The 20,765-nt window shown below is 67.4% G+C and carries 20 protein-coding genes; 10 read left to right on the top strand and 10 right to left on the bottom strand.

The window, feature by feature from the left end; genetic code table 11:
* From AC3FOF_RS40165 to AC3FOF_RS40150, 4 genes are all read left to right on the top strand, one after another.
* A partial coding sequence (locus tag AC3FOF_RS40165) for a hypothetical protein (RefSeq protein WP_488729781.1) occupies positions 1-180 on the top strand: 180 nt, incomplete at its 5' end.
* Between the two features lie 137 nt (positions 181-317).
* Complete coding sequence (locus tag AC3FOF_RS40160; RefSeq protein ID WP_488729780.1) at positions 318-692, top strand: hypothetical protein; 375 nt, start codon at positions 318-320, stop codon at positions 690-692.
* A gap of 209 nt (positions 693-901) precedes the next feature.
* The gene (locus tag AC3FOF_RS40155) at positions 902-1,747 is read left to right on the top strand and encodes a DUF6348 family protein (protein WP_488729779.1); all 846 of its coding nucleotides are present in this window, start codon (positions 902-904) and stop codon (positions 1,745-1,747) included.
* Between the two features lie 333 nt (positions 1,748-2,080).
* Positions 2,081-3,301, top strand: a complete 1,221-nt coding sequence (locus tag AC3FOF_RS40150; RefSeq protein WP_488729778.1) for an MFS transporter — start codon at positions 2,081-2,083, stop codon at positions 3,299-3,301.
* Positions 3,302-3,317: 16 nt separating this feature from the next.
* On the opposite strand, the gene AC3FOF_RS40145 is transcribed toward AC3FOF_RS40150, so the two are convergent.
* The 4 genes from AC3FOF_RS40145 to AC3FOF_RS40130 all read right to left on the bottom strand — a co-directional run bounded on the left by AC3FOF_RS40145 (position 3,318) and on the right by AC3FOF_RS40130 (position 7,077).
* Positions 3,318-4,232: a glutaminase gene (locus AC3FOF_RS40145; protein WP_017227319.1), complete on the bottom strand. Its 915-nt coding sequence runs from the start codon at positions 4,230-4,232 to the stop codon at positions 3,318-3,320.
* Between the two features lie 183 nt (positions 4,233-4,415).
* Positions 4,416-5,573 carry an MFS transporter gene (locus AC3FOF_RS40140; RefSeq protein WP_488729784.1) on the bottom strand — a complete coding sequence of 386 codons (1,158 nt, stop codon included), beginning with the start codon at positions 5,571-5,573 and terminating at the stop codon, positions 4,416-4,418.
* 306 nt (positions 5,574-5,879) lie between these two features.
* Complete coding sequence (locus AC3FOF_RS40135) at positions 5,880-6,572, bottom strand: LrgB family protein (protein ID WP_488729777.1); 693 nt, start codon at positions 6,570-6,572, stop codon at positions 5,880-5,882.
* On the bottom strand, positions 6,565-7,077 hold the full coding sequence (locus AC3FOF_RS40130; RefSeq protein ID WP_276267514.1) for a CidA/LrgA family protein: 513 nt from the start codon (positions 7,075-7,077) through the stop codon (positions 6,565-6,567). Before AC3FOF_RS40130 ends, AC3FOF_RS40135 begins: the two co-directional genes overlap by 8 nt.
* Positions 7,078-7,252: 175 nt before the next feature.
* On the opposite strand from AC3FOF_RS40130, the gene AC3FOF_RS40125 reads away from it, so the two are divergent.
* Complete coding sequence (locus AC3FOF_RS40125) at positions 7,253-8,146, top strand: LysR family transcriptional regulator (protein WP_276267515.1); 894 nt, start codon at positions 7,253-7,255, stop codon at positions 8,144-8,146.
* Positions 8,147-8,158: 12 nt separating this feature from the next.
* Here the strand turns inward: AC3FOF_RS40125 and AC3FOF_RS40120 are convergent, their stop codons facing one another.
* Positions 8,159-9,418: a M20/M25/M40 family metallo-hydrolase gene (locus tag AC3FOF_RS40120; protein WP_276267516.1), complete on the bottom strand. Its 1,260-nt coding sequence runs from the start codon at positions 9,416-9,418 to the stop codon at positions 8,159-8,161.
* A 313-nt stretch (positions 9,419-9,731) separates the two neighbouring features.
* Here AC3FOF_RS40120 and AC3FOF_RS40115 point away from each other — a divergent pair, with 313 nt between their 5' ends.
* Positions 9,732-10,739 carry a GlxA family transcriptional regulator gene (locus AC3FOF_RS40115; protein ID WP_276267520.1) on the top strand — a complete coding sequence of 336 codons (1,008 nt, stop codon included), beginning with the start codon at positions 9,732-9,734 and terminating at the stop codon, positions 10,737-10,739.
* 68 nt (positions 10,740-10,807) lie between these two features.
* Here AC3FOF_RS40115 and AC3FOF_RS40110 read toward each other — a convergent pair whose 3' ends face one another.
* Together AC3FOF_RS40110 and AC3FOF_RS40105 are read right to left on the bottom strand one after the other, a co-directional pair.
* Positions 10,808-11,539, bottom strand: coding sequence for a BON domain-containing protein (locus AC3FOF_RS40110; protein WP_017226273.1), 732 nt, complete (start codon positions 11,537-11,539; stop codon positions 10,808-10,810).
* Between the two features lie 191 nt (positions 11,540-11,730).
* A complete protein-coding gene (locus AC3FOF_RS40105; RefSeq protein WP_488729776.1) occupies positions 11,731-12,156 on the bottom strand; it encodes an OsmC family protein in 426 nt (141 codons plus the stop codon).
* Between the two features lie 405 nt (positions 12,157-12,561).
* Here AC3FOF_RS40105 and AC3FOF_RS40100 point away from each other — a divergent pair, with 405 nt between their 5' ends.
* The 4 genes from AC3FOF_RS40100 (at position 12,562) to AC3FOF_RS40085 (ending at position 17,781) form a co-directional block, all read left to right on the top strand.
* Positions 12,562-13,647: a calcium:cation antiporter gene (locus AC3FOF_RS40100; protein WP_276267518.1), complete on the top strand. Its 1,086-nt coding sequence runs from the start codon at positions 12,562-12,564 to the stop codon at positions 13,645-13,647.
* A 312-nt stretch (positions 13,648-13,959) separates the two neighbouring features.
* Positions 13,960-15,153, top strand: a complete 1,194-nt coding sequence (locus AC3FOF_RS40095; RefSeq protein ID WP_488729775.1) for an FAD-dependent monooxygenase — start codon at positions 13,960-13,962, stop codon at positions 15,151-15,153.
* 121 nt (positions 15,154-15,274) lie between these two features.
* Positions 15,275-16,198: a LysR family transcriptional regulator gene (locus tag AC3FOF_RS40090; protein ID WP_488729774.1), complete on the top strand. Its 924-nt coding sequence runs from the start codon at positions 15,275-15,277 to the stop codon at positions 16,196-16,198.
* 509 nt (positions 16,199-16,707) lie between these two features.
* Positions 16,708-17,781 carry a porin gene (locus AC3FOF_RS40085; protein WP_017228884.1) on the top strand — a complete coding sequence of 358 codons (1,074 nt, stop codon included), beginning with the start codon at positions 16,708-16,710 and terminating at the stop codon, positions 17,779-17,781.
* A 281-nt stretch (positions 17,782-18,062) separates the two neighbouring features.
* Here the strand turns inward: AC3FOF_RS40085 and AC3FOF_RS40080 are convergent, their stop codons facing one another.
* From AC3FOF_RS40080 to AC3FOF_RS40070, 3 genes are all read right to left on the bottom strand, one after another.
* Positions 18,063-18,494, bottom strand: a complete 432-nt coding sequence (locus tag AC3FOF_RS40080) for a TA system VapC family ribonuclease toxin (RefSeq protein ID WP_017228886.1) — start codon at positions 18,492-18,494, stop codon at positions 18,063-18,065.
* Positions 18,494-18,727, bottom strand: coding sequence for a CopG family transcriptional regulator (locus tag AC3FOF_RS40075; protein ID WP_276266495.1), 234 nt, complete (start codon positions 18,725-18,727; stop codon positions 18,494-18,496). The genes AC3FOF_RS40080 and AC3FOF_RS40075 overlap by 1 nt, the downstream gene beginning before the upstream one ends.
* Before the next feature lie 231 nt (positions 18,728-18,958).
* The gene (locus AC3FOF_RS40070; protein ID WP_488729773.1) at positions 18,959-20,593 is read right to left on the bottom strand and encodes a PepSY-associated TM helix domain-containing protein; all 1,635 of its coding nucleotides are present in this window, start codon (positions 20,591-20,593) and stop codon (positions 18,959-18,961) included.
* Between the last annotated feature and the right edge of the window lie 172 nt (positions 20,594-20,765).

Raw genomic sequence — 20,765 nt, 5'->3', positions numbered from 1 at the left:
CGCTATAATAGAACCAATACCATTTGCAGCGGCAATGCCATTCGCGCCGGTAGCGCCAGCAGTCAAGCAGGACTGACGTGCCCACCACGAATCCGCAAAGCCCCTGAGCCCGACAAGCCAGCCCCCCTGCAAGGGGTCGCTTTCTTTTGGTTACTTTTCTTTACGAGTAAAGAAAAGTGACACCTCCATGTGCCCAAGAGCCTGACACCACTCCGCCTTTAGGCCCTGCAATCCTAAATCATGCCAATAGAAAACCTATAGCGATCGAACTCCAATTCATAAATCTCTCGTTATCAACGATAAAAATTGAAATAACAATGCAACCGTACAGCAGAGCCGATGTTTACAGGCTCATAGCCGAGATTTTAAAAAATATTGCATCCAACTCATCGGAAAAATTGACGGAATTTGGAATAACCCAGCCTATCCACGGTGAAATCATTGATGAGCTGGAAAGCTCCGGCGATTCCATCGAAAATTTACGCCCTCCACCCTACAGCATAGCCTTCGAGGCAGACAGCACCGGCAGAGTGCCATTGGATATCTACAAAACGGAACCATTTCCGCAAGCATGGCGAGTCTCGTGCCAGCTATGGTCGGGAGACAGGAAGACAGACCTGACATTGATCGCCGATCTCCCGGAAGCGCGAGACGGACCATCGATTATTTTCAGGTTGCTGGAAACCCAATAGCAATTTTTGGCAAGTGCCATAATTCCGGAGTGGCCCGCCGCCGGCGCCCCCCCTTGCTACCTCGAGGGATTCTGTAAAATCGCATCGCTACCTGTCGCCATGACGATCCAGTTATCCCGCGTCTCATCCAGATTGACAAGCTGCTGCCTGGGGCGTTGATCGGCCCTACCCCTAACCCTGAGTAAGACCGACAGAACCGCGGTTTCCAGATGACGTCCGAATCCACCTACACGCCACAGATCAGCCCGGGCAATCCCGGCCAGACCTCTGTCTTCTCCATTGCCTTCAGCCGTGACGACGAAAGCTGGTCGGAGCACATCGACCTGACCAGCCTGCTTGAGGAAGTGCTGACTGCCGAAGGCCAGCGGGTGTCCCGTCACGGGGAATGGCTGCAGACTGCAGAGGACATCTGGCTGCTACCGCGACTGCTGAGTTGGGAGCTGTGCCCGGACGGCACGGGCCGGTCGTCTACCACCATCCAGGTCTCGCATGGCACGCTCGCGCCCGCGGGCTGCTTCGAGTTCCAGCATGCCGCCAGCCATGCCGACGCTGCGGATGCTTTCCGCAGTGGCTTCACGCAATGGGCGAGAACCGACGCAGTGGCGCTTCGCGAGAGCACCAGTGCCGCGGCCTCGGGGTGCATGTCGATGACGATGGACTTCCCGGCCAAGGCAGACCACCCGGAATTGCACCGCCGCGTGGTATTCGGTCCCGCCTCCCACTACATGGCAAGCCCGCAGGCACAGACGGCATGCCACGCCGACGACGGCAATGCGTGCGCAGGCGATGGAGAGAACGGCGAGCACGGCTTCTGCCCGTGCTGCCTGCTGACGCAGTCGATCGAAGCCTTCCTGCCCGTGCTCGAATCGAGCGGGTTCGCCGCCATCCGCCTGTACGCCGCACGCGATGATGACGGCGAAATCCACGCCGATTGCCGTGTCAATGGCGAAGACTATGCGAACGGCAAGACTGCGCTGATGGACTACGTAAAGACTTGGCCGGCAATGGGCTTTGAGTTCCGCAAGCAGCTCGTGGTGGTGCACAACGTGGCGTGAGGCCGTGCCTGCGAGAGCGGACAATGCCGCCGTGGATTGGCCGGCCCGGTCGTGGCCGCAGGTTTGCCGGCTGGATTTCGTGCAGCCGATCCCAGGCCCGTTCTGCCTGTCGTGCTGCCGCCGTTGGCAGCGCCTCCCCGGCCGCTCACCAATCGGCAGGGGCCAAGGCAGCGTAGAATACGCTCCTGCGCCCGGCGGCCGATCAGTCAGCCGCAAGGGCCAGCCGTGCAGAAGCCCGATGCCCCCGTTCTCGAATAAATAACAAGTTGAAAAATCCGGTCGACTATTGGCGCAATCGCCAGTTCATCCCGGCGCTCCGCCAAGGAGCGCACCTTGCCTGACGCCGAGACGACGACAAATCGCGCGCTGCCCGGCATCGCGGTACTCACCTTTGCCTTCGCGCTCAGCCAGTTCTTCCGCACCTGCCTGGCCGTGATGGCGCCGGAACTCCAGCATGACTTCGGGCTGTCGCCGGCGGGATTCGGCGCCCTGTCTTCCTGCTTCTTCCTGGCCTTCGGCGCCGCGCAGATTCCCATTGGCATTGCCTTCGACCGGTACGGCGTCGGCAGGCCGACCGCCCTGCTGCTGGCGGTTGGCGCGGTGTCTTCCATCCTGTTCATCCTGGCGCCGAACGGCACCTTTGCCATGCTTGCGCAAGCCGGCCTCGGACTGGCCTGCGCGCCGGTCTTCATGGGTCTGCTGCATTTTGCCTCGGAGCATCTTTCGGAAAAGCACTACGCCAGGGTAGCCAGCAAGTCCAATGCCATGGGGATGATCGGCGCGCTCTGCGCCACGGCGCCGCTCGGGTGGGCCATGCACCTGGCCGGCTGGCGCCCGGCCATGTCCTGCGCCGCACTGGGGATGGCCGCGGCCTGCTATGGCGTCTGGCGTTTCGTCAGGGACGAGGGGCATGCCGAGGCGCGCCATGTCCCGCTGCGATCGATGCTGCTGCAAAGCGCCAGGCTGCTGGCCATCGCGCCCTTGTGGACCCTCATCCCGCTGTGCGTCGCCATGGCGGCGGGCACCGCATTCCGCAATGCCTGGAGCGGCCCCTATCTGGCCACTGTCTACGGACTGGATTCCGGCCCGCGCGGGGTGGCGCTGACGCTGCTGAGCCTCAGCGGCTTCCTGACCGCATTCCTGCTGCCCGTGCTGGTCAGGCGCAGTTCGCTCAAGACCACCATCGCTGCCTGGACCGGCCTGACCATGACGGGCGCCATCCTGCTGACCCTGCGGCCTGCCGGCGGCCTGGCGTACGCGGTGGGACTGATGGCGTTGCTGTCGACCATCGGCATGCTGCATCCGCTGATCATGGCGCAGGGCCGCGGGCTGATTCCGCCGTCCTCGCGCGGCAGAGGCCTCGGCCTGCTCAATACCTTCGTCTTTGCCGGCTCGGCGATGACGTCATGGGCATTCGGCCTGATTGCCAACGCGGGCGATATCGGGCGCTGGCCGGTATCGAAGACATACTCTGCGATCTTCCTGTCGGCGACAGTGCTGGTGGCCGTCGCCTTGCTGTGCTACCTGTTCAGTCCGGCGGAAAGGAAAGCCTGAGCCCGCCGGGCATCATTCAAAAAATCGAATGCGCGCTGAGCGTGGTCAGCCACTCCAGCGCCTGCACCCCCGCCAGCGAGTTGCCGCTATGGTCCAGCCCCGGCGACCACACGCACACCGACCAGCGCCCCGGCAGCACCGCCACGATGCCGCCGCCCACCCCGCTCTTGGCGGGCAGGCCCACCCGGTAGACAAAGTCGCCGGCGGCGTCGTAAGTGCCGCAGGTCAGCATCAGCGCAGAGAGCCGCTTGGTGGGGCTGGCATCGAGCACGCGCTCGCCGCTCCACGGCACCACACCGCCGTGGGCCAGGAACAGCGCCGCGCGCGCCAGGTCCTCGCAGTTCATGGCGATAGCGCACTGGCGGCAATAAGCGTCGATCACCTTGTCGACCGGCATTTCCAGCCGCCCGAAGCTCTTCATGAAATAAGCCATGGCGCGGTTGCGATCGGCATGTTCGCGCTCGGATTGCGCCACGCGGGCGTCGTAGTCGATGGCAGGGTTGCCGCACAGCCGGCGCATGAATTGCACCAGCGCGGTCTCGGCCTGGACGAAGCGGCTGCACAGCACATCGGTGACCACCAGCGCACCGGCGTTGATGAAAGGATTGCGCGGCTTGCCTTGTTCGTACTCAAGCTGCACCAGCGAGTTGAACGCATTGCCCGAAGGCTCGCGCCCCACCCGCTGCCACAGGTCTTCGCCCAGCAACTGGAAGGCCAGCGTGCACGCGAACAGCTTGGAAATACTCTGGATCGAGAACGGCACCGCGGCGTCGCCGACGCAATGGCTGCGGCCATCGGCGAACACCAGCGCCATGCCGAAATGCGTGCAAGGCACCTTGCCCAGTTCGGGAATGTAGTCCGCCACCCGCCCCTGGCCCAGCAGGGGCTGGATGTCGCGGTGGATGCGTTGGAGGATGTGCGCGTAGTCCATGTCGGGAGTTGCCGGGCCGCTCTGTTGCGGGGCGTCGCGGCCGGATGGCGTCCGGCCCGCGACGGGGGTTCCGCGTATCGTACAACGAGACCTGGCCAGCCAAGGGGCCCTTGCCACGAAGGCCAGCCACCAACGCCCGATTGCCCGGCATGGCCCTTGCCTGGTAGCCGGCCCGCAGCGGCCTTACGCCGCCACCCGCCCACCGCGGTCCAGCGAAGCCGACACCCCCACCGCCAGCAGCGCCGCCAGCGCCACCGCCGCACCCAGCCAGGGCAGCTGGGTCAGCGGCAGGCCCGCGCTGATCATCAGGCCGCCCAGCCAGGCGCCGGTGGCATTGCCCAGATTGAAGGCCCCCTGGTTCAGCGTGGAGGCCAGGTTGGGCGCGCCCTTGGCCTTGTCGAGCACGCGCACCTGCGTGGCCGGCACCACCGCGAAGCTCACCATGCCCCAGATAAACAGCGTAAACAGGGTCGGCAGCGGGAAGTGGCTGGTCCACGAGAACACCAGCTGCACCACCGCCACCGCGGCCAGCAAGCTGGCCAGCGCGGGCATCAGCTTCCAGTCGGCCAGCTTGCCGCCGGCGATGCCGCCTACCGTGATGCCGGCGCCGAACAGCAGCAGCACCATGCTTTCCTGCTGCGCGGTGAAACCGGTCACGTCGCGCAGGATGTAGGCGATATACGTGAACACCGTGAACATGCTGACCGATGCCAGCGTGCTGATCAGCAGGGCCAGCTGGACCTGGGCGGCGCCGATCGAGCGGAATTCGCGCAGGATGCTGCCGGTCTGCATCGGGATAGCCTTGGGCAGCCATGCCACCAGCGCGGCCGCGGCGGCCACGCCGATCACGGTGACCGCCCAGAAGGTGGAGCGCCAGCCCATCAGGTGGCCAAAGGCTGTGCCGAACGGCACGCCCAGCACATTGGCCACGGTCAGCCCGGTGAACATCAGCGCCACCGCCTGCGCGCGCTTGTCGCGCGGCACAAGCTCGGCGGCCACCACCGCGCCAATGCCGAAGAAGGCGGCATGGCAGAAGGCGGTGACCACGCGCGCGGCCATCAGCAGTTCGTAGTTGGGCGCCAGCGCGCACAGCGCATTGCCAAGGATGAACAAGCCCATCAGCCCGACCAGCGCAGTCTTGCGCGGCCACTTGTTGGTCAGGATGGCGAGAATGGGCGCGCCCACGGCTACGCCGATGGCGTAGCCGGACACCAGCATGCCGGCGGCCGGGGCGGACACGCCAAGGTCGGCGGCGACGTCGGGCAACAGCCCCATGATGACGAATTCGGTGGTGCCAATGCCAAAGGCCGCGGCAGCCAGCGCGAGTAGCGGTAAACGCATGATCTTGTGATTGATGACGGAGAAGAGACCCGATGAGCTTGCCGGCGGCGGCACCGGGCACAGGCTGTGCCAATGGCGCGCCTGGCGAATCCGGCGCACATGCCGGGCATGAACGTTGCGCACGCTGCGGCAGGTGGACAAGCATGCCGCATGCCAGTGAGCGATGCGCTTCATTGCACCGGTCCTGTGACGCAAGTCCGGCATTCTGCGCCAATTTCGCGCGCCGCGTCAGGCGTCGCGCGAATAACCCTGCGCCCGTAGCGGTCGCATCGGGGGCTGCCCAAGCATGACTACGCAAGCCCGCGCCTAGAAGAACACGGTGCGGATCAGCGGCGCCGCCAGCACGCTGACCAGGCCGGCGATCATCATCACCAGCGAGGCCACCACGCCCTGCACTTCGCCGAGCTGCCGCGCTTTGGCGGTGCCTGCGCCGTGCGCCGCGGCGCCGAAGATGGCACCCTGCGCGAGCCGGCTGCGCACCGAAGGCAGGCAGGCCAGCACGGTCTCGCCGATGGCCATGCCCGTGAGCCCGGTGATCACGACGAAGACCGCGGCCAGGTCGGGTGGGCCGCCCAGCGCGCGTACCGCATCCACCGCGAACGGCGTGGTCACCGAACGCACCGCCAGGCCCTTCTGCAGCATCACCGACAAGCCAAGGCCACGCGCCAGCCATACGGAAGTCAGGACCGAGGTCAGCACCGCGGCCAGTACGCCGACCGAGATCGACAGCCAGTGCTGGCGCACCAGCGCGCGGTGGTCGTAGATCGGCAGCGCGAAGGCGATGGTGGCCGGGCCGAGCAGCCACATCAGCCAGCGCGTGTCGGCGAGGTAGTCGCGATAGGGAATCTGCGCGGCCAGCACCAGTGCGATCAGCACCGCGGGCGTGGCCAGCAGCGGCATCAGCCACAGCCGCGCCCGCCGCGCGTAGATGCGCTTGTTGAGGTAGTAGAAGGCAACGGTGGCCACCAGGCTCAGCGCAGCCAGCACGGTGTCATGCATGATGATGCTGCCTGTCGTTGATGGTGGCGGCGCCGGCGGTGCTCTTGCTCTTCCTGCCACGCCCGCGCCGCGCCAGCCGCAACTCGAGCCGGTACACCTGCTCCACCACCAGCGCGGTCACCAGCATGACTGCCAGCGTGCTCAGGGCGATCACCGCGCAGATGCGCCAGCCCTGGTGCCGGACCAGGTCGGGATACTGCACGACGGCCAGCACCGCCGGGATAAAGAACAGCAGCATCTCGCCCAGCAGCCAGTCCGCGCCGCGCCGTACCCAGCCACCCCGTACCGCCCCGCTGAACAGCAGCGCGGCCAGCACCAGCAGCCCCAGCAAACCCGCCGGCAAGGGTAGCCCGAGGCGCGAGCGCAGCCAGTCGGCCAGCAGCCAAAGGGCCGACAGCGCCACCACCTGGGCAAGCGCGATGGCGCCAGTGCGCACACGCGCACCGGCGGACGGGGATGAAGCCCCGGAGAGGCGGGTTGAGGTGGTGGCGGCGGCGCTTTGCATCGGAGTCTTCTGCTATGTCTATGTGACAGCCACGGTCAGGCGGCGATGACGCTAGTGTACGTAGCGCCATTCAATATATAAAATGAATATAAATTATTCAATCGATGCCAAATTGGAATGGCAATCTTGAATCGCACCTGAATCGCACAGCGGCTCGAAGCGAGACCGGAACACCATGGATATCCGCGCCCTGCGTTATTTCGTTGAAGTGGTCCGCCAGGGTGGTTTCACCCGCGCGGCGGAAACCCTGCATGTGACCCAGCCCACCATCAGCAAGATGGTCAAGAGCCTGGAGGAGGAGCTGGGCGGCCCGCTGCTGCTGCGCGAAGGCCGCACGGTGCAGCTGACCGACGCCGGCGAAGTGGTGTTCGCCCGCAGCCAGGCGGTGCTGGCCGAGGTGGCGCGGCTGCGCCAGGAAGTAGCCGAGGTGGACGGCATGGCGCGCGGGGAGCTGAAGGTAGGTATCCCGCCCATGGCCGGGCGCTACCTGGCGCCGGTGATCGGCGCCTATCGCCGCCAGTATCCCGGCGTGAAGCTGCGATTGCGCGAGCAAGGCGGCCGGGCGCTGGAAGAAGGCGTGGCCGCCGGCGAACTGGATCTTGGCGTGACGGTCTTGCCCGCCGCGGTGGCCGGGCTGGCCAGCCTCACGGTGACTCGCCAGGCGCTGGTCGCCGTGTTCCCCGGCGAGCAGGCGCCGCGCCGGGCCGGCGCGGTCCCGTTGACAGACCTCGCCGGCCTGCCCTTCGTCATGTACGAGGACGACTTCGTGCTCTACCGCGTCATCCTGGACGCCTGCGAGGCCGCCGGCTTCAGCCCGCAGATCGCGGGCCAGAGCCGGCACTGGGACTTTCTCGGCGAGCTGGTGGCGGCCGGCGTAGGCGTGGCGATCCTGCCGGCGCCGATCGCGGGCCAGCTGGATCCGGCCCGCGTGGCCATTCGCCCGCTAACCGCGCCGGAACTGGTGTGGGAACTGGGGCTGGTCTGGCGCGAAGGCTATCTGTCGCGCGCGGCGCGGGCCTGGCTGGCGTGCTGCGAGCAGGCCTTCGGCGGCGCGCGCAAGCCAGCCTGACGCCAGGCCGCGTCAGTTGCGCCCGATTTCCTGCAGGATGCGCGTCAGCAGGTAAAGACGCGGCACGATCGAATCGATCTCGATGTATTCGTCGCGCGCGTGATAGCCGAAGCCGGCCAGGCCGAAACTCTCCAGCACCGTGGGCTTGCCTGAGCGCGCGGCATAGCCCGCGTCGGTACCGCCGCCGGTCTGCGGCACCAGCGTCAGCTCGCGGTCGATCTCCTTGTAGATGCCCTGCGCCCGGGCTGCCAGCGCGCGGCTGCGCTGGTCGGCCACGTAAGGCGGATGGCCGGGCGTGAGGGTCAGCGTGGTTTCGGTGTCGGGAATCAGCCGGCCCGAAGCCAGCTTGGCTTGCAGCGCGGCCTGCAGCTTTTCCAGCGCGCCGGGCTGCGTCAGGCGGACATCGCCCACGGCCTCTGCCTTCTCGGTGATCTGGTTCAGCGGGCCGTTGGCGCTCGCCCTGGTCCAGACCAGGGCCGCGCCCGGCACGTCCTTGGCCACGTCGCGCGTTTGCAGCATCTGGTACGAAAGCTCGTAGAGCGCATTGCGCCCCAGTTCCGGCGCGGCGCCGGCGTGGGCGGCCCGGCCCTTGACGTCGAGCGTGGCAGTGGCGACGCCGGCCGAGGCCAGCAGCAACGGCTGCCCCTTCATCACCACCGAGCCCGCCGAGGGCTCGCAGGACAGCACCACGTCATGCTGCTCGGCCAGCCTGGCGATGGTGTCGCCCGAGCCGGGCGAACCCACTTCCTCGTCCGGGTTGAACAGCACGGTGATCTGGGCATAGTCCTGCCAGCCGGCCGACTTGAGGAGGGCCAGCGCGTGCAGGATCACCGCGATGCCGCCCTTGTCGTCGGCAATGCCGGGACCGTACAGGCGGTTGCCCTCCAGCCGGATCGGCTGGGTTGCCAGCGTGTTGGGGCCATAGACCGTGTCCATATGCGCAATCAGCATGATGCGGCGCTTGCCGGTGCCGGTGAAGGTACCCTTGACCATGGTGCCCGGCCCGCGCGTGACCGCAATGCGCTCGGTGGTGGCGCCCAGGGCCTTCAGCCGGCCCTCGGTGAAGCTGGCCATCTGCGCCAGGCCTGCGGCGTTGGCGCTGCCGGACTCGATCGACACCATGTCCTTCAACGACTGGATCAGCGCGGGCTCGGCGGCGCGCGCTGCTTCCAGCAACTGCGGGTCGGCCGCGCGGGCACTGCCGGCGGCGCCGAGGGCCAGCGCAAGCGCGGCGGCGGCAACATGGGTAAATCGGCGCAGGGATGGCTGCATGAAGTCTCCTGGTGGGTGTTTTTGTACGTTTGTACGTAGTTTGGTGCGTTGCTTGGGTGGCCTGATACCAGGCGCATTGCCCACCAGGCGATGCTAGCCGTAGCGGGCCCGGCAAGGTAGGATCAATCCCGCCATTTGGAATGCCGATCCCGCCATGCCCCTTTCATCCGATGTCCGCCGGCCCTCCGCCACCACTGCCGCCCCGGGGTCCGCCCGGGAAGCCGGCCATGGCCCGGGCGCCGCGGCCCCGACCAATCCCGATGGCAACCGCCCCGTGCCGCTGCATGTGCGCCTGCTCTGGCTGCCGGAAGCCATGCCAGGCATGCTGTTCGGGGCGCTGGACGTGCTGCGCACCGCCGCCGGGGTAGCCCGCCTGCAGCGCCCCGACGCCGATAGTGGCCTGAGCTGGTCGGTGATCGGCCCCTCGGGCCGCGCGCTGGCGCTGCCCGGCCTGGGGCTGGAGCCCGCGCGGCGGCGGCGCAGGACGGAAGACGGGAACGCGCTGGTGGTGGTGCCCGGCCTGCTTGCACGCAACGCCCCGCACCTGGGCGAGATCGTCAGTGGTGCGAGCCAGGCGCTGCGGTTGCTGGAACGGCACGCGCAGGCGGGCGGCTGGATCGCGGCCGGGGCCACCGGCATTGCCCTGCCCGCCGAACTCGGCTTGCTGGATGGGGGGCGCATGGGCGCGCCGTGGACGGTCCAGAGCTGGATGGTCAAGCGCTACCCGCGCTGCGACTTCTCCGCGAGCGAACCGATGAGCCTGCACCAGCGCGTGTTTGGCTGCGTTGCGCCGGCCTTGCAGACGGAATTCACGCTGCGGGTGCTGGGCCACCTGCACGACCCGGACCTGGCGCAGGCTTGCTCGCGCATGCTGCTGTACCAGGCCGAGCGCCAGCAACTGACGCCGGAGCTGGTGTCGCAACGCTGGCTGAGCAGGACCGCCGACAGTCCGGTCTACCGCGCCATGCGCTGGTTGCAGGCGAACATCGAAGCGCCGTACCGGCTGGCGCTGGTGGCGCAGGCGGCAGCGGTGAGCGAGCGCACCTTGCTGCGGCATTTCCGGCAGGTCAGCGGCATGTCCCCGCTGGAATACCTGCACAAGCTGCGCGTGGAGCGCGCCAAGACCCTGCTGGAGGTCACCCTGCATGGCTCGCAAGCCGTTGCCGAAGCCTGCGGCTACACCGATGCAGCGGCCTTCCGGCGGCTGTTCCAGCGCGCCACGGGGATGTCGATGTCGAGCTATCGGACGCGCTTCGCGCTGCGCTCGCAGCGGCGCTTCTGGCGCGTGGAAGACATGGCGCGCCCGGCTGGCGGGACATAAGCGCTACCAGCGTGCCGGCGCCGCCGGGAGCCGCCGGTCCCGCGCGGCCGCCCGCTCATGCTGTTGGCTCAGCTGCTTAGCACGATGCGATTGACCACGTCCTCCACGCCGTGCACATACCAGGCATCGCGCTCGGCCTGGCGTTTCGCGGCATCGGTGGTGGCATAGCCTTCGAGCGTGACGACGCGGTTCTCCGTATGCACCCGGATGCGGTCGGCATCGACGAACTGGTCGGTCTCCAGGACCAGCCTGAGCGCTTCCGTGACTTCGTCGTCGCGGTCGGCCTCGGCCGGTGCCACCACCAGTTCGTTGATCACGCAGCGGCAACCGCGCGACCACCACGCCAGCACGCCGGCCAGGCGCATGTGCGACAGGCTGATCACGTGGCCCCGCAGGGTCACGACGCCGTCCACGACTTCGATCGCGATCTCGCCGCTGGACTCGCCAACAGCCTCGCGCACCGGTTCGATGCGCCCTTTGGTATGCGCGCAGATCCGGCAATTGCGGAAGTCGATCGCCTGCAGCAGGCGCACGCAGACCGAATTGCGCAACTCGCTGTCGCCGACCGCCGCGCCGCCGTCGGCTACGCGCAGGTGATCGATCACCGCCGAGACGCCATCGACGCGGCGCACCATGGCGGCAACGCGGGTCTTGTCGACGATATCCGGCACTTCGCCTTCGAGTATCAGCGCGCCGTCGCTGAGGCGCAGTTGGATGGTGGGATGGATGGAATGGCTGTGGAAAGGCACGTGGGCAATGGCTGCCCTGGCCTGAGTCAGGACTGCTTCGCTGCTATGCATGATGTCTGCCTTATCTTTGAAAGGTCTGGATATAGGAGACGCGTTCCGTCCGGCGAACGCCCGCGCGGCCCCGCGCCCGGCACTGCGGCGCGAAACGGCGAATCTTCATTATAGGTAGCCAGGCTGGCCTCGCCCGACCTGTTGCCAGGCCGGGATGCGGCTTCCCGGGAGGGGCTGGCGAGCCGGCCCGCTCAGGACTCCAGCCGGGCGTCCATGGTGATCTCCGCCTTCAGCAGCTTCGATACCGGACAGCCCGCCTTGGCCGCCTGCACCGCTTGCTCGAACGCCGCCTGGTCGGCGCCGGGAATGCGCACCGCCACGTCCAGGTGCACGGCGGTGATGCTGAAGCCAGTGCCGTCCTTGTCCAGCGTCACGGTGGCCTTGGTCGCGATGTTTTCGGCCACCATATTGGCCTCGCCTAGGATGAGCGACAGCGCCATCGAGAAGCAGCCCGCGTGGGCAGCCCCGATGAGTTCCTCGGGGTTGGTGCCGGGCCCGCCCTCGAAGCGGGCCTTGAAGCCATAAGGCGCATCCTTGAGCACCCCGCTCTCTGCCGAGATGGTGCCCTGGCCGTCCTTGATGCCGCCCTGCCATCTAGCCGATCCGTACTTTTTCATGAGTGATCTCCATGGTCAAAGGGGTTGTGGCGCGACCCTCGCCGCGCCTGTGGCGGGATGGTGGGTACCCGCCGGATGACTTTCCAGCTACGCTAGCGCGACGCGGGAAGGACCGCCTAAGTGCCTCGCCAAAGACAGGCCACGTTTCTGAATTTCCCGAAAAAATCACCAAAGCGCCGACAATTTCGGCAAATAAACAGGTAATTACTCTCAATTCACGCGAATTCCAGGGAACTGAATCGACCGCGCGATTGCCTTACCTCCGCGACGCCGCCTCGGCGGACTGCTGCCGCCCCAGGCTGAACCACAATAGGATGCAAAGGGAGAAACGGCCAGCAAGCCGCCGCAGGCGATAGCACCACATCAAAACAACGCGCTGTATTCATCACAACAAAGGGAGAACGGATGCCATTGACGTCCAATAAATTGCCTGGCTGGACCCTTTGGCTGCCGCTGGCAGCCTGGGCCATTCTGGGGGCGGGGTTGCTGGCGCCCGGCCAGTCGCTGGTGCTGGTGCTGGCCGGCCTGGCACTGGCCGGCTCGGTGTTTGCCGCGGTCCACCATGCCGAGGTGGTGGCGCACAAGGTGGGCGAGCCGTTTGGCACGCTGGTGCTGGCGATCGCCGTGACGGTGATCGAGGTGGCGCTGATTGTCTCGGTGATGCTGTCCTCCGGCCCGGAGAAGGCCGGACTGGCGCGCGATACCGTGTTTGCCGCGGCCATGCTGGTATGCAACGGCATTGTCGGGATCTGCCTGCTCGTGGGCGGCCTGCGCCATCGCGAGCAGGCATTCCAGGCGCCCGGCGCCACCGCCGCGCTGGCGGTGCTGGCCGCGCTGGCGGTGCTGACCATGGTGCTGCCGAACTACACCAGCGCCATTCCCGGGCCGGTCCTGTCACAGTCCCAGCAGGCCTTTGCAGGCATCGCTTCGCTGGTGCTCTACGGTAGCTTCGTCTTTGTGCAGACGGTGCGCCATCGGGACTACTTCCTCGTCCCGGGCATCTCGGACGAGAGCGTGCACGCTCCGCCCCCGCCCGCGCGGATCGCCCTGGCCAGCGGCGGCATGCTGCTGGCATGCCTGGTGGCCGTGGTCGGGCTGGCCAAGCTGCTCTCGCCAACGGTGGAGGCGGCCGTCGCCGCCGCCGGCGCCCCGCCGGCCGTGGTCGGCATCGTGATCGCCGCGCTGGTGCTGCTGCCCGAGGGCCTGGCCGCCCTGCGCGCCGCCCGTGCCGACCGCCTGCAGACCAGCATGAACCTGGCGCTGGGTTCCGCGCTGGCGAGTATCGGGCTGACCATTCCCACCGTGGCCGCGGTCTTTATCGCGGTCGGCAAGCCGCTGACGCTGGGCCTGGGCCCGACGGAAACGGTGCTGCTCGCGCTGACCCTGCTGGTCAGCACGCTGACGCTCCACTCGGGGCGCACCACCATGCTGCAAGGCGTGGTGCACCTGGTGATCCTCGCGGCCTACCTGTTCCTGTCGGTTGTGCCCTGACCGGGCGGATCCTCCCACCTGCCATCGCGCGCGCCTTTTGCGTCATTCCCGTGACGCGGGCGCGCGCCCGCCGCCCGGCGAGCGCACACATTGCACGCTCGCCATGAGACCAAAACGGTGCTGGTTGCGTGCGGCCTATTTGCGCACACTGGCGCCCATGACGACCCCACCGAGCTATCTCGACAGCCCTTCGCGGCCAGTATCCAGCGGACCCGCAGGGACCGGCGATGCGCGCGGACCGCGCCACCGCGTTGCCGGCGCAAAGCCCGCTCGCCGCCGCCTGCCTGCCGGCTGAAACCCAGGATTCCCATCATGCGAATCGTCATCGTCGGCGCCGGCGTGGCCGGCTCCATCATGGCCCGCGCGCTTGGCATGCAAGCGGGACTGGAGGTCACCTGCCTGGAGCAGGGAGCGCCGGCCGATCATGCCGCATCCAGCGTCGGCCTGGCGCTTGGCCCCAATGCCATCAAGGCGCTCCACCTGCGGGACCCCCTGCAGGCCAGCGCCATCGGCGAGGCCGGCCTGCCCTGGGACCGCTGGCGCATGTCGCTGTGCAGCGGCGAGGTGCTGGCCGACCTGCCGCTGGCATGCGTGGCGGACCATGGCGGCGTGCGCATCCTGCGCGCCGCGCTTTACCGCGTGCTGCGGCGTGCCGCGGGGGGATCCGTGCGCTATGGCTGCCGGCTGGCGGCATGTGGTGTCAGCGCGCGGGATCCCGCGCGCAGCTATGTGATGTGGGAGCAAGACGGGCGCCGCGGCCGGATCGACGATATCGACCTGCTGATCGCCGCCGATGGACGTGCATCGGCGGTCCGGCCGGCATTCGGTGGGCCGCCCGCTGCGCACCATGATGGCGCCTCGCCCCTCTCGCTCTTCCATTTGCTGGCACCCGATACCGGCGGCGGGCTGATCGACGATTACGAGCAATGGTGCAACGGCCCCAACCGGCTGCGGGCCCTCCGTCTGCCGGAGGGCCAGGTATCCATCGCCGGCATCCTGCCGCAACCCTTCGCCAGCGGCAATGGCCGGGCTATCGACGCGCTCTGCGCGGCCTACACGCCCACGCAAGCGCGCCCGAGCCCGCCGGTGGCGTGGCTGCTCGACACCCTGCGCGCCCGCGCCGATGCCATCCACTGGTGCCGCAGGCAGGCGTCCGGCATCCGTTTTGCCGAGCCGCGCGCGCAGGTGATGTACCTCGGCGACAGCGCTCACGCGATGGCGCCGGCCCTTGGCCAGGGCGCCACCCAGGCCATCGAGGACGCCTGCGCCGCCGCCGGGCTGATCGCGGCGGCGCTGGCCCGGGGCGAAACCGATCCGCGCGCCTGGCTCGCTCGTTTCGAAGCAGACCGGCTCCAGCGCATGCGCCTGGTCATGTCGGCTGCGCCGGACGCCGCCGGCCCGATACCGTCCCTCACGCCCGGGCAGGACCGGGCACCGCTGCTGGCCGCGCTGCGGCAGCTCTACTGCCCGGCGGCGGCGCCCCAGCATCGCGGCGCCGCGGCCTGACACCTGGCGGACCGGCAGCCTGCATGACCCAGGCAGGGAACGGAAAGGCCGCAGGAGCACGCGCGCACGATCCTTGCTAGTGAGAGCGGATCGATCTCACCAGCGCCCGAGCGCAACCGCCATGCTCCATCCGCCTCGCCTCTATCTCTATCTGGACGCCGTGGCCCGCCACGGCTCGATCCGCAAGGCCGCCGAGCAGCTCCACGTCGCCTCCACCGCGCTCAACCGCAAGATCCTGGAGGTCGAGCAGGATATCGGCACTGCGCTGTTCGAGCGCCTGCCGCGCGGCGTACGGCTGACCGCCGCCGGCGAGGTGCTGATCGCCACCGTGCGCCGCAGCCTGGCCGATCTCGACTCGGCCGCCGCGCAGATGGAGCAGTTGCGCGGGCTGGTACGCGGCACGGTGCGCATCGCCACGGTCGAATCGGTCGCCACCGATTTCCTGCCCGAGGTCATCGGCCGCTACCAGTCCACCCACCGGGGCGTGCAGTTTCGCGTGGCGGTCGGCAACTCCGGCGACCTGCTCGCCGCGCTCAAGGAAGACGAGGCCGACCTGTTGCTGGCGCACGATCCGCCGCCCACGCCTTTCCTGCAGGAACTGGCGGTGTCCGCCCAGCCCTTCTGCGCGATGATGCGGCCGGACCATCCGCTGGCCGGCCGGCGCGCGCTGCGGCTGTCGGACTGTCAGCCTTATCCCGTTGCGCTCGGGCCCGAGAGCTTTGGCAGCCGCCGGCTGATCGAGGCCATCTGCGCGCGCAACCGCCTGTCGCTGCGGGTCATGCTGGAAGCCACCACGGTGGAAATGCTCAAGAGCTTCGCGCGCCAGACCGGCGCGATCTGCTTCCAGTTCCAGGCCGGCACGCTGCGCGAGACACGCCAGGGCACGCTGATTGCCGTGCCGCTGTCCGACCCCGAGCTGTGCGGCGGCCGCCTGGTGCTTGGGGCGCGCAAGGGCCGCAGCCTGCCGCCGCCTGCGGCGGCCTTCGCCGAGCACCTGAAGGCGGCGCTGACCGGCCTGCACCAGCCGCTGGCCGAAGCCGCCTGATGCGTGCCCGCAACACCGCGAACGCGGCACGCAGGCGCCACCGTGCCAGCCCGTGCGCCCACTGCCTGCGCGTGCGCAGCCAGGGCGGCGATACCACCGGAGAGTGCACACAATTTGCGCGCGCCATGAGAAGAAATAAGTGCTGGTTGTATGCAATCGAATTGCCGCAAACTGCATCCATCGCATGACGGAATGCTTCACCAGCGGCCTGGTCCCGCAATCCACCAAGGCAAGATGAAAATCCACGACCCCGCCCTCCTCGCCTCCCGCCCGGCGAGCCACGCAAGTGAGCCGGCAGGACGCATGAGCCGGCCAGGCTGAACACCGGCGCATCCGCGCCAGCCCTTTCCAGCGTACGCGCAAGGATTCAAGAAAGCCGGGGCATGACCCCGGAGGAGCCTTGTCGTGCTCTGCGGAATGGACAGAGGCAACGACAGAAGCCGCAACAGAGCCAGCAACGGTTAGAAACGTCCAGATACGAAAAAACGAGGTCAACCATGGAGGTCTTTATGCAACACGAATTCAAGCCGGTCATGAAACTGGCAGTCCTGGCCGCAGCCTTGCTCTGCGGCAATGCGATGGCGCAATCCAGCGTCACGCTGTACGGCATGGTCGACGCCTACGTGGGCGCCACCAAGGCAGGCGGCGCCGAGCGCGCCTACGGGGTCAACAGCGGCGGCATGCAAACCTCGTACTGGGGCATCAAGGGTACCGAGGACCTCGGTACCGGGCTCAAGGCCATCTTCGACCTCAACGGCTTCCTGCGCCCGGACACCGGCAAGCAGGGCCGCTTCGACGGCGACGCCATGTTCACCCGCAATGCCTACGTCGGCCTGCAGAGCGCGACGCTGGGCACGGTCAAGCTCGGGCGCAACACCACGCCCTACTTTATTTCGACCATCCTGTTCAACCCGCTGGTCGACTCCTATGTGTTCTCGCCGGCGATCTTCCACACCTACTTCTCGGCAAGCAACGGCCGCGTCTACGACCCGGGCATCATCGGCGATTCGGGCTGGAGCAATTCGGTGGTGTACTCCACGCCGAACTTCAGCGGCCTCACCGCCAATGCGATCTACTCCTTCGGCGAGCAGGCCGGCAGCATCGGCAAGAACAAGTGGGGCGGCAACGTGCTCTACTTCAACGGCGCCTTCGGCGCCACCGTGGCCTTCCAGCAGGTCAAGTTCAACAGCGCGCCGGGCGACGTGACCTCGCCCACGGCGCTGGCCGGCTTCGACAAGCAGAACGCCGTACAGGTCGGCGTGAGCTACGACCTCAAGGTGGTCAAGCTGTTCGCGCAGGGCCAGTACATCAAGAGCGACGTCAACAACGCCACCGGCGACATCAAGCACACCAACGGCCAGGTCGGCGCCTCGGTGCCGGTCGGCAACGGCAATGTGCTGGTCTCCTATGCCTACGACAAGACCAGGAACAGCGTCGCGGACTTCAAGCGCAACACGGTCGGCCTGGCGTATGACTACAACCTGTCCAAGCGCACCGACGTCTATGCCGCCTATTTCTACGACAAGCTGAGCGACCAGTCGCACGGCGACAGCTTCGGCGTGGGCGTGCGTCACCGCTTCTGACAGGAAGGGGGGTTGGCAGGCGGGCTATGCTTCGGTGTAGCCCGCTTGCTCAATTCGGGTGTGCTCTTGCTGGGCGGCCTTGTCGTCCGGCGCGCGCTCAAGCTTAGCCCTGGTGCAGGTTGGCGGTTGCTTGAGCGCCTCCTCCTTGAGCAAATCGTAGTGAGAGCAGGCCGCCTCTATCACAGTGCCGGCTCCGGCGAGCCACCGGCCGTTCGATCTTGTTGCCTTGCATATCGAACGCGTCAACGATTATGCGTCGTTCGACGGAGGCGGCCGCCGGGTCAGGGGATCACTTCGAGGTGCCGCGCGCCATCCGGCACGGCGTCGACCACCAGCCGCCGGTCGAAAGTCGCAAGCATGCCGCGATGTGCGCGCGCCAGCGCGAGCAGATAGGTATCGGTAACCTGGTCGGTCGCAAGCATCCGGCCGGCGTCGACATGGTGCGCATCGAGCAGGCTCACATTATCCGGCCAGAACCGGTGGCCGGGATGCGCACGCAACTGTGCGACGAGCGGTGCGACGGTGGCCGGCGTCTCGAGCGTATTCGGATAGCGCGGGTTGCCGATGATGCGCAGCACGCCATTTTCGGTCAGCGGACAGGTGGCCCACGCCGCGTGCCCGACCCGGCCGAACCACGCGTGCGCCGCCTCGTGCTGGACATGGCCGGCATCGAGGAGCGCAATCAATACGTTGACGTCGAGCAGGTAGGCCATCAGGGCGTCTCGTCGCGCAGTTGATTGACGATCTCGAGCGTGACCGGGCGTGCCGCACGTGCATTCGGCAGCACCGGCAACCCGTTTCGGATCGCCGGCGCCTCGCCGGCCGGTCGCTGCAACGCGGCGCGAGCAAGCGCCGACAGCACGCGGCCGATCGACACGTGCTCGCGCTCGGCGCGCGCGCGCGCAACCGCGAGCACGTCGTCGTCGATATCGAGGGTGGTACGCATGGGATTCTCCTGAGCATCACGCATCAAACATCAACAGTGTAGCAGACGCGCATCAAGCATCAAGCATCAAGCATCAAGCATCAAGCATCAAAGTGCATGCGATCGCCGGCGCGCGACCCTGAGGCGGCATTCCATCCCCCCCTTCATCACCGCACCTTCTTGCTCCGGTACTCCTCGTAGAGCGCATCCAGTCATCCAGCGACGTCGCCGGCGGAGGGTCGATCGGCACCGCTACAGCGGGGCTTCCGCGTCCTCCGGCGCGCGGCGCGCGGACCATACGCTATCGGCCGGCCCATGCTTGGCCCGCCAGGCCGCTGCCCGCGCCATCCGGGCGAAACACGCTGCGCCGGCCAGCGCCGTCAGGTCCACGCCCAGCGCTTCTGCGCTCCAGTGCGCCGCCAGGCCTGCGCCGGGAAACAACCAGGCCAGCAGCGACGTCAGCGGAATCGCCAGGGTGGCCGACGCTGCAAACCAGAGCAGATGACCCGATGCCCTGGCGCCGCCGCGCAAGAAGGCCCACCCCACACTGGCAAGGAAGACCATGTAGTAGATGCGCAGCGGCAAGCTGCCAGGGTCGGCGACGCGGCCATGCAACCATCGGCTGGCAACGATGGCCAGCGAAACGCCGCAGACGCAGCCCAGGCACACGCCCGCGGTGGCGGCGGCCATGGCGTAGGCACTGCGCCGCTGTTGCGGCGCAGTGCCGCCCCGGCGCTGGGCTTTACGCCGGCTTTCGATCCACAGCAGGTTGCCGCTGTAGAACAGCCACGCGCCGGCCAGCGCCAGCAAGAAGTACATCCAGCGTACGGGCGTGCCGCCATAGGTGGCGAAATGCAAGGCGAAGAAACTGCTGAGGGTGGCCGTCGCCGCGCCTTGGCGTCCCGGCAGGTAGTCGACCGTCGTGACCCGGCCGCTGTACGGATCCAGCGCGACGAAGCCGCCCATGGCACGCGGGGAGATGGCGGTATCGTCGTGCCCCCATATCCGGACCACGGCGCGCGGTCCGGTGACCTGTTGATATTGCAGTGCCTGCGGCTCGAACGTCGGCGACAGCGCCTTGGCTTGCGCGACCAGGACCGCGGGCGCGAGCATCGCGGCGGGATCGCGCGGCGCGACCGGCACGGTGGCGCCGGGACGCTGGCCGAAGGCGGCGGCAAGCCTGCCGCCATGAAACATCTTGTCCTGCAGGGCGTAGATGCCATCGTGAAAGGCGAAGACGGTGGCCGTCAGCGCCATGACGAGATGAAATGGCAGGCTGACGATCCCTACCACGTTATGCGCGTCCAGCCACATGCGCTTCAGATTCCGGCCCAGGCGCAGCGCAAAGAGATCCTTGACCAGCGTGGGCAGCAAGACGATAACCCCTGACACCAGGGCCACCGCGTAAAGCGCCGCAACCAGGCCCATCACCCACCGGCTGGCATCCGTGTCGATCGGCAGGCCGACGACGCGATGCAGAACGTCGATGCACTCCGCCAGGCGCGACGGTTGGCTCTGTTCGACGCGCAAGGCGCCGTCCGCCTGCATCCAGGCGACGTAGTGGCGGTCCAGGCGGGTGTCGTGCTCGTCCGCGCTTGCGTTGTGGATCTGCCAGCTCAGGCGGGCCGGCGCGGCTTCGTTGGGTTTCAGATGCAGCAGAAAGCTCCTGCCGGCCTCGGGCGCGGCCTGCAGCGTGCGCCGGATCAAGTCCGGCGCTTCCGATAACGGAACCGCCTGCACCGCCGTGGGCGGCGCAGCCCAGCGAGCCAGCGGTGCCTTGAACACCGTCAGCGCGCCGGCATAGAAGGCGATGAACAAAGCCATGCCGGCGATGAGGCCTGTCCAGGTGTGAACGCTCTTGTAGACGCGAAGGATGTCCGTGCGCATGATTCTCCGGGTTCGACGTACTAGTCCACTGAATCACTGAAATTGGTCGGTGCCTGCCATGTCATGCGGGCACATCGCGTCGTTGCAAATGCTCGCAATAGCCGTGCTATTGCTGCGCTTTGCGCCTAGCGCTGCATCCCGCATGACATGTCCTGCCCCTCCCATTTCAATG

The sequence above is a fragment of the Cupriavidus sp. 96C5-1 genome, assembly GCF_057798855.1.
This window is presented reverse-complemented; position numbering and strand designations above follow the sequence as displayed.

Excerpts from the sequence above, each read along its gene's own strand:
- AC3FOF_RS40085 (WP_017228884.1), top strand. The coding sequence starts at position 16,708 with ATGCAACACGAATTCAAGCCGGTCATGAAACTGGCAGTCCTGGCCGCA.
- AC3FOF_RS40095 (WP_488729775.1), top strand. The coding sequence starts at position 13,960 with ATGCGAATCGTCATCGTCGGCGCCGGCGTGGCCGGCTCCATCATGGCC.
- AC3FOF_RS40130 (WP_276267514.1), bottom strand. The coding sequence starts at position 7,077 with ATGCAAAGCGCCGCCGCCACCACCTCAACCCGCCTCTCCGGGGCTTCA.
- AC3FOF_RS40100 (WP_276267518.1), top strand. The coding sequence starts at position 12,562 with ATGCCATTGACGTCCAATAAATTGCCTGGCTGGACCCTTTGGCTGCCG.
- AC3FOF_RS40075 (WP_276266495.1), bottom strand. The coding sequence starts at position 18,727 with ATGCGTACCACCCTCGATATCGACGACGACGTGCTCGCGGTTGCGCGC.
- AC3FOF_RS40070 (WP_488729773.1), bottom strand. The coding sequence starts at position 20,593 with ATGCGCACGGACATCCTTCGCGTCTACAAGAGCGTTCACACCTGGACA.
- AC3FOF_RS40155 (WP_488729779.1), top strand. The coding sequence starts at position 902 with ATGACGTCCGAATCCACCTACACGCCACAGATCAGCCCGGGCAATCCC.
- AC3FOF_RS40145 (WP_017227319.1), bottom strand. The coding sequence starts at position 4,232 with ATGGACTACGCGCACATCCTCCAACGCATCCACCGCGACATCCAGCCC.
- AC3FOF_RS40080 (WP_017228886.1), bottom strand. The coding sequence starts at position 18,494 with ATGGCCTACCTGCTCGACGTCAACGTATTGATTGCGCTCCTCGATGCC.
- AC3FOF_RS40110 (WP_017226273.1), bottom strand. The coding sequence starts at position 11,539 with ATGCATAGCAGCGAAGCAGTCCTGACTCAGGCCAGGGCAGCCATTGCC.
- AC3FOF_RS40120 (WP_276267516.1), bottom strand. The coding sequence starts at position 9,418 with ATGCAGCCATCCCTGCGCCGATTTACCCATGTTGCCGCCGCCGCGCTT.
- AC3FOF_RS40160 (WP_488729780.1), top strand. The coding sequence starts at position 318 with ATGCAACCGTACAGCAGAGCCGATGTTTACAGGCTCATAGCCGAGATT.
- AC3FOF_RS40140 (WP_488729784.1), bottom strand. The coding sequence starts at position 5,573 with ATGCGTTTACCGCTACTCGCGCTGGCTGCCGCGGCCTTTGGCATTGGC.
- AC3FOF_RS40135 (WP_488729777.1), bottom strand. The coding sequence starts at position 6,572 with ATGCATGACACCGTGCTGGCTGCGCTGAGCCTGGTGGCCACCGTTGCC.
- AC3FOF_RS40125 (WP_276267515.1), top strand. The coding sequence starts at position 7,253 with ATGGATATCCGCGCCCTGCGTTATTTCGTTGAAGTGGTCCGCCAGGGT.
- AC3FOF_RS40105 (WP_488729776.1), bottom strand. The coding sequence starts at position 12,156 with ATGAAAAAGTACGGATCGGCTAGATGGCAGGGCGGCATCAAGGACGGC.
- AC3FOF_RS40090 (WP_488729774.1), top strand. The coding sequence starts at position 15,275 with ATGCTCCATCCGCCTCGCCTCTATCTCTATCTGGACGCCGTGGCCCGC.
- AC3FOF_RS40115 (WP_276267520.1), top strand. The coding sequence starts at position 9,732 with ATGCCAGGCATGCTGTTCGGGGCGCTGGACGTGCTGCGCACCGCCGCC.